Genomic DNA, 12,443 nt, shown 5'->3' with positions numbered 1-12,443 from the left:
TTTTAAGTATGCCTGTTTTTTGTGCAGAGGATGTGTAAAACTCATGTTTAAATTTAATTTTTATACTAAAATTGTTTCCATCGTTATTGTATTGCTTATACCTATGCTGATCCTGTATGTCTATTCTAATCAGACAACGACAGGTGTATTACGTGAGGAGTTGAATCAATCTAATTATAACCAGCTGACTTTTTTTCAAAATCAGGTAAACACGAACATTGAAATGATTTCCTCCTGGCCTCATCTGCTGATTCATGATCCTGATGTAGCCAGTTTTCAATCGATTTTTTTGAAGGACAAGGTTCTCAATCTGGATGGAATTAACCTTGTCAAACGGATTCAAACTAAGCTAGGGCTTCAAGAAAGCTCTTCTAATTGGAGAACTGGGCTGAGTATCTATTCTCCTTCGCTTGGACGGGTTGTATCGGAGAATGGGGCCGGTTTATATGACCAGAAAAAACTAAATCAGCTGATAAAAGACGGCTGGCAGGTATCCAAAAAAAGATCATACGGGAAAGACCAATTTATATTTTCATTGTATACATTATCCCCGTTTTCTTCACTCGGTAATCCAGAAACCGCTAATACGATTATTAAGGTTGAATTTGATAGCAGTAATATTCAGGACATGCTTGACCGCTTCAAAGGTGATGGTCGAAAGGAGCCTTTTTATTATAAAAAGGGTGTAGGAGTGATCTTTAATCGTACTGCAAATGAAGAGCTTTCTGGAAAGTTGATTTCTAAATTGGAAAAAATGGGACTCCATGAAGTTGATAATCTGACTGTGAAAATTGGAGAAGAAAGCTACCTGGTTCATGCCGTTCTTTCGCAAACGACTGGTTGGTATTTGATTGATTACATGCCTTTGTCCGATATGATGTCTCCGATTTACTCATCAAATCGAATGTTTTATATAACTGTTGTTGGCTCGCTGCTGGTAGGATTGATTGGCGCTTACTTGCTTCATTCACAGGTACAAGTGCCGATTCTTCAGCTTGTGCGGGCATTTCGGAGATTAAAGGATGGAGACTATGCTGTTCGATTAAGTCTAAGGGGGAGTCACGAGTTTGCTTTCCTGTCTAGCCAATTCAATCAGATGGTCGAACAGATTCAGGAGCTGTTTGAGAAGGTGTATGTTGAGCAGCTACATGTCAAGGAAGCGCGACTAAAGCAGCTCCAGTCACAAATCAATCCGCATTTTTTTTATAATTGTTTTTCGTTTATTACAAGTATGGCAAAGCTGCGCAATCATGAGGCGGTTGTAGCCATGGCTCATAATTTATCCAGGTATTATCGGTATACGACAAGACAGGAGCGGGATTTGGTTCCATTGTCAGAAGAAGTCGAGTTTGTTCAATATTATTTGAACATACAGCAGATGCGTATGCCAAGGCTAACGTTCTTAATGCATGTTTCTTCACAGGCCAGCAGTCTGCTGATTCCGCCGCTTGTAGTGCAGCCACTGGTGGAAAATGCGGTACTGCACGGGATAGAGCCACACGCGGAGGATGGTATAATCCATATTTCGACTGAGCGTGTTGGCTCGTATATGTACCTGATTGTAGATGATAACGGACTCGGTTTGAGTAGAGAGGCTATAACTACCCTGACATCGACGCTTGACAAGCCTGTGGAAGAGGAACATGGATATGGTCTATGGAATGTGCATCAACGCATGCGATTACATTTTGGGGAAGATGCCGGACTGGAATTCTCTTCGTCTCCATTGGGAGGATTGCGTGCGGTTTTAAAATGGTCGCTGTCAACAGAAGGAGAGCAAGTGAATGGTTTAATTGAGCCTTCGCCAAATTTGAATATAGTTAAAACGGAGGGACCAGATGGTTCAGATATTACTAGTAGACGATGAGAGTTATGTAACAGAAAGTCTGGCAGCTACCATTCCGTGGGAGACGCTAGGCATCGAGAGGGTTCATCAAGCGGCTTCCGCATTAGCAGCGGTGGATGTACTGGAAGCGTACGATATTGATATTCTGGTTACGGATATTCGTATGCCTGGCATGACGGGACTGGAATTGATTGTTGAGGTAAACGAGCGATGGCCACATATCCGAAGTTTGTTGCTGACAGGCTATGCCGATTTTGAATATGCGAAAAAAGCGCTCCAGCTTAAAGCTTTTGAATACATTTTAAAGCCAGTGGATGATGAAGAGTTTATCAAATGTGTGTCAGCCGCCATGGATTCGCTAAAGGAAGAATGGGAAGCGTTTGACAAGGTTCATCAATTACAATATAGCCGCAGAAACGATTTTGGTGTACTGCGGACCCATTTGATGCATGATTTGCTACTCGGGCGTGATTTGCCAGTACCAAAAATAGAGAGCAAAATGTCCGAGTACGAAATCAAGCTACGCACGGGATATCCTGCTAGTATGCTGCTTATTCAACTAGGGAAACATTTTTCTGATATGGACTATCATTCAGTCTCCTTAATTGAGTATGCGATTGGAAATATTGCTGAAGAAGTGTTCGCACCTGATTTTTACGTTTGGCATTGCAAAGCACCGCATGACTGCTTAATTGTATTAATAGAAGGGAATTGGAATTCATTTCCTGAACGGAATATGGATGAGCAGAATCATTTTTTGCGTGCGGCGATTGAGACCTTTCGAAAAAATGTGAGCAATTACTTGAAAGGGGAAATTTACGTTACATTAACCGGCTGGTTTAAGTTTCCAGAGGAGCTACCTAAGCTATATCAGACAGCTATTAGATCCTTATACTGGAACCATCAGGAGGAGACGGATACACTGCTATTCATAGAAGAACAGACAGAACAGCCACACAGCTCAGTTAAGTCACTGGAGGGGCTTTATATGCACCCTACGCTTACTCATCTGCTTGAATCCAGGCAATGGGACGAGGCTGAAGCGAAAGTGAGCCGTGTATTTGGAAAAATGGAAGAGGTGGGATATACACGCGAGCATTTATATGAACTGTTTATTTCGGTGACGAGCGCCTTTATGTATACAGCGCACAAACAAGGACGTTTCATTACACAGATGGATCAAGCCGGCTTCGATCCGTTACATGCGCAAAAAATGGTTCAATCGTTTCCTCACCTCCAAGACTGGATATTTTCCATGATGAACAAACTTAAATCTGAATGGTCCGCAAGCGAGCAAAGCGCTAAAAGCTATGTGGTCAAGCAGGTTCAGGAGCTCATCTCCCAGGATAAAGGTCAGGAGCTGTCTGTTAAGACGATTGCCGATCAGGTTTATCTACATCCAGTCTATTTGTCCAAAATCTATAAAGCTGAAACCGGAGAAGGTCTGGGTGACTATATCATCCGGATGAGAATGGAGCGGGCTCTTTATTTGCTCAAATATTCGAACAAAAAAATATACGAAATTACGACGGAACTGGGCTATCAGAATCCCCAATATTTCAGTAAGATGTTCAAAAAGCATTACGGAATGACTCCGCATGAATTTCGGGACCAGTAAAATGAGATGAGTAAAGATCAGTTGGGAAAGGTGCAGAAATATTTATTTTGTGACATAGGCTGCGAAGAAAAGCCCTCTTATAATAAAAGAGTAGAAAATGATTTTTAGAGGGGGAACAATATGCGAGTTCATTCGAAAAAAAAGTTGTTGTCGTTGCTCGCCGCAACTATGGTATTAGGAGTTGGCCTTGTGGGCTGCTCAGGAGCGGGAAATGATGGGAATGCGGACGGCACAGCTAAAACTGAAAACGTATACAAAGAAAAATACAATCCAGAAGTCACAATTTCCACGGTATGGGGTGTAGATCCCGCCTTAAAATTTAAAAATGGTGAATCTATCGAAAATAACATTGCGACAAAATGGGCTAAAGAGAAGTTCGGTATTAATATCAAATCACTCTGGTCCGTGACAGATACGAATGGCGCATTTGCTACGAAGCTGCGATTGGCTATGTCCTCCGGTCAGGAGATGCCGGACGTCGTTGTATTGGGGACGGAGAATGAGCAACTGGCACAGGACATGATCGATTCTGGTATGTTTGCAGAGGCTGGTCCGTTGTTTGACAAGTACGCTTCGGATACCTGGAAGCAGGCGATGAATCAGGATACGAACGTATGGAATCAGTATAGCCGAGATGGCAAAAAAATGGGTATTCCTGTGCTTGATTTTGCCTATAACCATGATTATGTATTGTGGGTACGACAAGATTGGTTGGATAAGCTGGGTATGAAGGCTCCAGAGACGATGGATGATCTGGAAAAAGTGATGGATGCCTTTAAAAATAAAAATCCGGACGGACTGGCTCCGAACAAAGTGATTCCGCTCAGCATCGGTTTCAAAACATCCATGAACACTTGGATGGGTGACCCGTCCTGGATTTTCGGGGCATATGGCACACTACCTCAGCAGTGGAACAAAGGCACGAATGGCAGTTTGGAATATGGCTCCGTGCAGCCTGGCATGAAGCCGGGTTTGCAAAAGCTGAGCGAGTGGCTCAAAAAGGGATATATTCCTCAGGAAGCAGCATTGTGGGATGAAAATAAAACGGCAGAACCTACAGTCGCAGGAACAGCCGGTATGATTCCTGGGCCATATTGGATGAGCGGCTGGCCGCTTCAGGATACAGTCAAAAATGCACCGGGTGCCGTATGGAAGCCGATCAAGATTCCAGCAGGTCCTGACAACAAAGCCATGCGTCACGGTACGCAATACACCAATGGTGTTGTACTAATCAACAAACAAATGCAGCATCCTGAAGCTTTTTTCACTTATCAAAACTATTTGTTTGACCATTATGCTAATGCCAAACCGGATAGCGATTTGTCGAATGGGCTGTTTAAGGGCTACGATTATGATTTGGATGCGGGCGGAAAGCTAATGTCTATTGATAAAATACCAGGCGGTTATGTAAACTCTATTCGTTATTTGTTGGTTCGTGATGGTGCGCGTATACCTGATGCCCAAATGAAGGCTTTGCTAAGTTTGGCTAACGGCGCAGAACCGAAGACCCGTCTGGAGAAAGATGTAATGGTGAACTACGGAAAAGATACTCCCGCAGCTGCCAAAGTGCTTATGGAACAGAAGGATATCTCCATGAAAGATCAGTTCACGGGCCCTACTACGCCAACCATGAAGGCTAAAAAGGACTATCTGGATAAGATTGAAAGTCAGACCTTCAATGAAATTATTTATGGCAAGCAGCCGATCTCTGCTTTTGATACCTTTGTGCAGACGTGGAAAACAGCTGGCGGAGAACAAATTACAAATGAAGTAAACGAATGGTATAAAAGCGTCGAAAAGTAAAACCCAATGATGTTGTAACAGAGTAGGAGGCTGTCCCGAGGTGGGCAGCCTTTTTAATACAGCTTCACCCGGATGGAATGGAATTAAATGCGCTATCATGGTGTGTTTGAAAAAGAGTTTCATTCGTTTGGCGAGCTTAAAAAATGATTGCTTTTGTGCCATGTATGTTGGTTTATTGAACTGTTGGGACAGCGAAAACGCTTTTATAATTGAAGTATACCATGAGAGTTACAGGAGGAACTGCAATGAGAAGTCTACAACGTACGTGGCCATTTCATATCATGCTGCTACCAGCCATCATTTTCTTAATTGTATTCAGCTACATTCCGATGGGCGGCATCGTGATGGCCTTTCAAAATTACAAGCCTTGGCTAGGCATAACTGGTTCCGAGTGGGTTGGACTGGATAATTTCCGCTTTTTGTTTCAACGGGAGGACAGTCTTCAAGTCGTCTGGAATACGCTAATTATTGCTGTGTTAAAGATGTTTTTCAATCTGGTGGTTCCGTTTGTTTTTGCTATACTGCTGAATGAAATTCGCAAGGTCGGACTTCAGCGATCCATTCAGACACTGGTTTATCTGCCACACTTTCTGTCGTGGGTCATCTTGGGCGGAATTCTGATTGACCTGTTGGCTACAGATGGATTTATGAACCGTATTCTCGGTAGTTTCGGGATCCAGCCTATCTTTTTTCTTGGAGATAATAACTGGTTTCGGTTTACTGTCATTGTTTCGGATATATGGAAAGAGTTCGGCTACAACACCATCGTATTTCTCGCTGCACTGGCGGGTATTAATCCTTCGTTGTATGAGGCTTCTGAAATGGATGGAGCGAGCCGCTGGAGACAGACGCTACACATCACTGTACCTTCGTTAATTCCGATGGTAGTCGTTGTTGGAACGCTTGCACTTGGCAATGTGCTGAATGCCGGTTTTGACCAAATTTTCAACCTGTATAATCCGCTGGTTTACCAAAAAGGCGATATTATTGATACATTCGTCTACCGGACAGCGTTAATCAATGGAGAGATGGGCTTTGCTACTGCTATCGGCTTATTCAAATCCGTTATTAGTATGATTCTCATTCTGATATCTTATCGACTTGCTTACAAATGGGCAGGTTACCGCATATTTTGATTCCACGAGGCTGAAAGAGGGAGAGTCATGTATCATAAAACAACGCCATACCGCATCTTCAATGTGTTTAATATTTGTTTGCTTGTGATTTTGTCCATCATGTGTATCGTTCCGCTGATTCATGTGTTGGCGGTATCGTTTAGTGCTAAATCAGCAGCAGATGCCAATCTGGTTGGACTGTGGCCGGTGCAATTTTCATTGGAAGCCTATAAGAAGACGATGAATAACCCGATTTTTCTGCATTCCATTTGGATTTCTGTCTGTCGGACTGTATTGGGGACCGGCTTGACACTGCTTATTACCTTTTTAGCTGCTTACCCACTTTCAAAGGAAACATCTGTGTTCCGTAGCCGAAACGTATATTCATGGTTGTTCGTATTCAGCATGATTTTTAACGGTGGTCTGGTTCCATTTTATATGGTTATTCAAAAGATTCATTTAATGGATAGCTTCTGGGTACTTGTTTTGCCGGGAGCGGTCAATACATTTCTGGTCATCCTTATGTTGAACTTTTTTAGAGGAATTCCCAAAGAGATGGAAGAGGCAGCATTGATCGACGGAGCAGGACATTTTCGGACATTGTTTAGTATCTTTTTACCGATATCCATGCCTTCCATTGCGACGATTGCACTGTTTAGTATGGTATTTCATTGGAACTCCTGGTTTGACGGTCTGCTCTATTTGAGCAATGCAAAGGATTATCCGCTGGCGACGTTCCTGCAAACTGTAATTATTCAGAAGGACATGAGTTCCATGAGCATGAGTCCCAAAGAGATGGAATTACTTTCTCAAACGACGGTTAATGCAGCGCAAATTTTCATTGGTGCAGCGCCTATTCTAATTGTATATCCATTTTTACAAAAGTATTTTGTTAAAGGTATGACGCTAGGTTCCGTCAAAGAGTAATAGAATTCATAGAAGGAGATGATTTGTAGTGACGAATCAAAACATAATCAAGTACCCTCCCATTAGTGAGCGAGTTCCACGTATGCTGCATGGAGCGGACTATAACCCGGAGCAATGGCAGCATTACCCTGAGGTGTTAGCGGAGGATATCCGTCTAATGAAACTAGCCAAATGTAATGTGATGTCTGTCGGTATTTTCTCATGGGTTTCCTTGGAGCCTGAGGAAGGTGTATTTACGTTTGAGTGGCTGGATCGTATTCTGGATTCGTTTGCTAAGAACGGAATCTATGCATTTTTGGCCACTCCTAGTGGAGCAAGACCAGCCTGGATGTCACAAAAATATCCTGAGGTGCTGCGTGTGGAGGCTAACCGTGTCCGTAACCTGCACGGGTTTCGCCATAATCACTGTGCTACCTCGCCTGTTTACCGGGAAAAAGTACGTATCATGAATACGAAGCTAGCCGAGCGTTATGCTAACCATCCGGCTGTTATTGGCTGGCATATTTCCAATGAATTTGGTGGAGATTGCCACTGTGATTATTGTCAGGAGGCATTTCGCGCTTGGGTTCAGGATAAATACGGTACGCTGGACAAGCTTAATCACGCATGGTGGACGACCTTTTGGAGTCATACGATTACAGATTGGAGCCAAGTTGAGTCCCCGGCACCTCACGGTGAAACACAGGTCCATGCCCTGAATTTGGACTGGAGACGGTTTGTGACCGATCAGACCGCAGATTTTATCAAACATGAGATTGTGCCGCTCAAGGCCGCAAATCCAGCAATTCCGGTCACAACCAATTTAATGGAGTTTTTTGAAGGATTGAATTACTGGAAGTTTGCTGATCTGCTCGATGTTATATCCTGGGATAGTTACCCAACGTGGCATGACCGTGAGGGAGATGATAGCCGTCAGGCTGCTAAAGTGGCCATGATGCACGATATTATTCGCTCAATTAAGGGAGGAAAGCCTTGGATGCTCATGGAGAGTACCCCGAGCTTGACGAACTGGCAAGACGTAAGCAAGCTGAAGCGACCGGGAATGCATCTGCTATCGTCTTTACAGGCTGTGGCACATGGGTCAGACACCGTTCAATATTTTCAGTGGCGGAAAAGCCGCGGTTCGAGTGAAAAGTTGCATGGTGCAGTCGTCGATCATGTTGGACATGAGCACACTCGTGTATTCGGAGATGTGACAGAGGTCGGTAATGCGCTGGAAAAACTGGAGGAGGTTATCGGTACATCTGTACCGGCGGAGGCCGCAGTCATTTTTGACTGGGAGAACCGTTGGGGAATCAACGATTCACAGGGACCGCGGAACAAAGGTGTGAAATATGAGGAGACAGCAGAAGCGCATTATTTGGCACTTTGGGAGCAGGGTGTGCCTGTAGATGTCATTCATATGGATGCAGATTTCTCTAAATACAAACTTTTGGTAGCTCCAATGTTGTATATGGTCCGCAGCGGTGTGGGGGAGCGTATACAGAAGTTTGTTGAAAATGGCGGCGTTTTCGTAGCAACCTATTGGTCTGGTATCGTAGATGAACATGATTTGTGCTTCCTTGGGGGCTTTCCGGGGCCGCTTCGTAAGACGCTGGGGATCTGGTCGGAAGAGATTGACGGATTGCATGATCATGACCGTAATCACATTTTGCCGATTGAAGGCAATGAACTGGATCTGCAAGGGGAGTATGAAGCTGTAGAATTGTGTGATCTCATTCATACGGAGGGTGCAGAGGTACTGGCTGTGTACGGCTCAGACTTTTATGCAGGACGCCCGGCTTTGACGGTGAACCGTTTGGGAGAGGGAAAGGCTTATTACATCGCATCACGCAACACCGGACTGTTCCACAGTCATTTTTACAGAAGTTTAATTGAGGATGCAGGAATCAGTAAAGCGCTCAATGTGAAGTTGCCTCATGGAGTGAATACAGCGATTCGTACCGATGGGGTTCATGATTATATTTTTATACTGAATTTCACGCATGAGCCGCAAAGGATTACATTGGATGGACGAACTTATACGGATATGCTTGAAAATCATGCGATAGAAGACGGCAGCGTTCAATTGGATGCCTATTCTGTTAAGGTTTTAAAGACAGAGCGCAATAAATAGACCATTCTATAAGTGTGTTCACCGTCGTTTTCCCGAGTGAGGGAGCTGGTAGATTGGTCAGAGGCAATGAGAAGTATACAATTTGAATGGAGGATGTACTTATGAAAACAGGTAACCGCACGATGGTATTTGCGATGTTGATCTTGTTATCCAGCTTATTGTATCCGTTCGGCTCTGTAGGGTTGGGTGCGGCTTCGGCCGCCCCTGCTTTCGCCAAAGGAGCAGATATAAGCTGGGTAGCAGGAATGGAAGCGCAAGGTATGACTTGGAAGGATAAAAAGGGTGTTCGTCGGGATATACTGCAAATTTTGCGAGATGACTATCAAATCAACTCGGTACGTATCCGTGTGTGGGTAAACCCTGACATGAAAGATTATGCAAGCGGATACATGAATGCCGAAAAGGCAGCAGAACTGGCGCAACGAGCTAAAAAATTGGGTATGAGCGTTATGCTGACTCTGCATTATAGTGATTCCTGGGCAGATCCGGGGCAACAAAACAAACCTTACGCGTGGCGCAGTTTCACATTTACACAACTCATGGATGCAGTCTGGTCCCATACGGTCTATGTTATGAACACGATGAAAAGCAAGGGGGTAACACCGGACTGGGTGCAGATCGGTAATGAGACGAACAATGGAATGCTCTGGGAAGACGGCAAAGCTTCGGTGAACATGAAAAACTATGCCTGGCTCGTCAATACAGGAAATAATGCTGTAAAATCGGTAAGCAGCAGTACTAAAACGATCGTACATTTAGCCAACGGGGATAACGGTTCTGTGTTGAACTGGAATATCGGTGGGCTGATTGATAATGGAGCCCAGTTTGACCTTATTGGATTGTCTCTATATCCGTCTCCTTCTGACTGGCAGGACAAGGTGGATCAGACGGTTACCAATGCCAATAACCTCATTGCAAAATACGGTAAAGGTATTGTCATCAGTGAAATTGGGATGGAATATAACGAACCTGCAGCTTCCAAGGCATTTATTTCTGCAATCAAAACGAAGGTTCGGAACATCGGAGGCGGCAAAGGTACAGGGGTATTTTATTGGGAGCCGGCTGCAACTCCAGGTTATAATCAGGGTTATAACAAAGGTGCTTGGCAGGCTGACGGTAAGCCAACCTCAGCTTTGGAAGGATTTATAAATTAAGAAGTACGTAAGAGTATATCAAAGAACCTCTAATGCGCATTCTATGCAGATTAGAGGTTCTTTACTGTTATCTATGGCTATTTAGAGGTTATAAAATTATGCTTCTCGGTTTACCTTGAAGAAAGAAATAAGCTCTTCCAGCTCGCCAGACATCAATGTAAGCTTGTCAGAAGCTTTGACAATAGAAGCCATAGACTCAGCTTGTTCTCCAATGGTTTGCTCAATTTGTTTGCTGCTGTCCACTGTTTTGCTAACTGTGGAAGACAGCTCGTCAGAGGTGGCTGACATTTCCTGCGTGCTGGCAGAGATCTGCTCCGTTGCACTGGATACCTCCTGGATTTGTGACGACACTTTATTAGACGCATCTAAAATTTCAGAGAACATTTCGCCTGTCTGCTTTGTAACTTCCAGCCCGACGTGAACTTCTTTTGTACCAAGGCTGATGCCTTTTACAGTTTGCTCAATTTCTTTTTGGATTTCTTCAATAAGCTCTGCGATTTGTTTGGCAGACTCTTGAGACTGCTCAGCCAAATTACGCACTTCTCCCGCTACTACTGCAAAACCTTTGCCTTCTTCACCGACTCTGGCAGCTTCAATAGAAGCGTTCAGTGCAAGCAGATTCGTTTGACTGGCAATGCCTGTAATGATGCTGACGATATTGCTGATTTCGTTAGAACGGTTCTGCAGCGCATTAACGGAATCAGCTGTACTTTCCATTGTAGTGGAGATGGAGTCCATTTGAGCGGAAAGCTTTTGGGCTACCTGATTGCCTTCAACGGAGCGTTTTTCCATAGAATAAGCTTGATCGGCTACGGAAGAGGAGCTTTCTGCAATCGTTTGGATAACTGTCGACATTTCATTCATAGATCTGGAGCTTTCAAGTGCTGCGTGATCCTGAGCTTCAAGCCCCTGGGTTATTTCCTGAATATTGCTGTTAATGACGTTCGTATTCGTACTGTTTTTCTCGCTAATGCTTAACAATTCCTGGGCAGATCCCGTAACTTCTTGCGTCGTATCCTGTACTTTCACCATTGTATCGTTAAGGCGTTTGATCATAGAATTAAATTTTTGGTTGATAATGCCTAGGTCGTCCTCGCCTGTCTTGATTTTTACATTCAGGTTACCCTCGCTGACTTCCTCGATTCCCTTCATAAGGCTACGAATCGGGGAGAGGGTCCGTTTTACCAATAAGTATTGGATCGTTAAGAAGATCGCAAGGAACAGAATGAGCAATGAAACACCGTATACAAGCAATTTATGAAGTCCGGTAGGTACAGAGCTCGCGTCTACGTCAAAGTAAATCGCACTTGTGATTTTACCGCTTTCATCTGTAATTGGATAAATAATGGTAGTCCATGTACCAAAATCGTCAGTATAAAAGCTGCTAAACGCTGAGTCTTTAGATTGAAGCATTTTATTTACACCTTGTACATTTTCGTCTGGAAGAGTGTACATATCGCCAATATTCATCTTCGAGTCTTGGAAAGCTTGGACTAAATTTGTGGGAACGCCAATAATGGAAGTTTGATTTCCTTCTTTTAGTTCTGTGCCGAATATGTAAGCTTGGGCAACGTTAGGATAAAGTGTGTGAATAGAATCGAGAAATTCGCGTAAATCTTGTTGAACAGAGCCGTTATAATCTTTTTCATTCAATGCTTGTTGTACTTTTGTTTTATCAACATCTTCTGCCCATTTTTTAGTCAATACCTTAACTTGGTCTTGCAGCTGCGTGGTGAGAATGTTCTTTTGAAGTATATAGCTGGATGTGATGAGAATAGCTCCTATTAATACGATGTTAAGAAAAGAGATTAATAGATTTTTACCAAAAAAGGACATAGTTCTCCACTTCAAGTTTTTCACGTTT

At 43.6% G+C, this 12,443-nt stretch carries 8 protein-coding genes; 7 read left to right on the top strand and 1 reads right to left on the bottom strand.

Going from position 1 to position 12,443, the window contains the following annotated elements:
* The first annotated feature begins 43 nt into the window (after positions 1-43).
* The 7 genes from AC5ELV_RS07155 (at position 44) to AC5ELV_RS07125 (ending at position 10,579) form a co-directional block, all read left to right on the top strand.
* Positions 44-1,867, top strand: a complete 1,824-nt coding sequence (locus AC5ELV_RS07155) for a sensor histidine kinase (RefSeq protein WP_493429647.1) — start codon at positions 44-46, stop codon at positions 1,865-1,867.
* Positions 1,839-3,464, top strand: coding sequence for a response regulator transcription factor (locus AC5ELV_RS07150; RefSeq protein WP_493429646.1), 1,626 nt, complete (start codon positions 1,839-1,841; stop codon positions 3,462-3,464). Before AC5ELV_RS07155 ends, AC5ELV_RS07150 begins: the two co-directional genes overlap by 29 nt.
* Positions 3,465-3,584: 120 nt before the next feature.
* Positions 3,585-5,267 carry a type 2 periplasmic-binding domain-containing protein gene (locus AC5ELV_RS07145; RefSeq protein WP_493429645.1) on the top strand — a complete coding sequence of 561 codons (1,683 nt, stop codon included), beginning with the start codon at positions 3,585-3,587 and terminating at the stop codon, positions 5,265-5,267.
* Between the two features lie 245 nt (positions 5,268-5,512).
* A complete protein-coding gene (locus AC5ELV_RS07140) occupies positions 5,513-6,403 on the top strand; it encodes an ABC transporter permease (protein ID WP_029517681.1) in 891 nt (296 codons plus the stop codon).
* Positions 6,404-6,430: 27 nt separating this feature from the next.
* Entirely contained in the window at positions 6,431-7,309 is an 879-nt protein-coding gene (locus AC5ELV_RS07135; protein ID WP_069010559.1) for a carbohydrate ABC transporter permease, read from the top strand.
* A 28-nt stretch (positions 7,310-7,337) separates the two neighbouring features.
* On the top strand, positions 7,338-9,425 hold the full coding sequence (locus tag AC5ELV_RS07130; RefSeq protein ID WP_493429644.1) for a beta-galactosidase: 2,088 nt from the start codon (positions 7,338-7,340) through the stop codon (positions 9,423-9,425).
* A 101-nt stretch (positions 9,426-9,526) separates the two neighbouring features.
* Positions 9,527-10,579 carry a glycoside hydrolase family 53 protein gene (locus AC5ELV_RS07125; RefSeq protein ID WP_493429643.1) on the top strand — a complete coding sequence of 351 codons (1,053 nt, stop codon included), beginning with the start codon at positions 9,527-9,529 and terminating at the stop codon, positions 10,577-10,579.
* A gap of 96 nt (positions 10,580-10,675) precedes the next feature.
* Here the strand turns inward: AC5ELV_RS07125 and AC5ELV_RS07120 are convergent, their stop codons facing one another.
* Positions 10,676-12,439, bottom strand: coding sequence for a methyl-accepting chemotaxis protein (locus AC5ELV_RS07120; protein ID WP_493429642.1), 1,764 nt, complete (start codon positions 12,437-12,439; stop codon positions 10,676-10,678).
* Between the last annotated feature and the right edge of the window lie 4 nt (positions 12,440-12,443).

It is taken from the genome of Paenibacillus sp. NMA1017 (genome assembly GCF_058895805.1).
The sequence above is the reverse complement of the archived record's forward strand: the minus strand, read 5'-3'. Positions and strand labels throughout refer to the sequence as shown.

What these genes read in the sequence shown, in the direction of transcription:
- AC5ELV_RS07155 (WP_493429647.1), top strand. Translation starts at nt 44, where the DNA reads ATGTTTAAATTTAATTTTTATACTAAAATTGTTTCCATCGTTATTGTA.
- AC5ELV_RS07150 (WP_493429646.1), top strand. Translation starts at nt 1,839, where the DNA reads ATGGTTCAGATATTACTAGTAGACGATGAGAGTTATGTAACAGAAAGT.
- AC5ELV_RS07145 (WP_493429645.1), top strand. Translation starts at nt 3,585, where the DNA reads ATGCGAGTTCATTCGAAAAAAAAGTTGTTGTCGTTGCTCGCCGCAACT.
- AC5ELV_RS07140 (WP_029517681.1), top strand. Translation starts at nt 5,513, where the DNA reads ATGAGAAGTCTACAACGTACGTGGCCATTTCATATCATGCTGCTACCA.
- AC5ELV_RS07135 (WP_069010559.1), top strand. Translation starts at nt 6,431, where the DNA reads ATGTATCATAAAACAACGCCATACCGCATCTTCAATGTGTTTAATATT.
- AC5ELV_RS07125 (WP_493429643.1), top strand. Translation starts at nt 9,527, where the DNA reads ATGAAAACAGGTAACCGCACGATGGTATTTGCGATGTTGATCTTGTTA.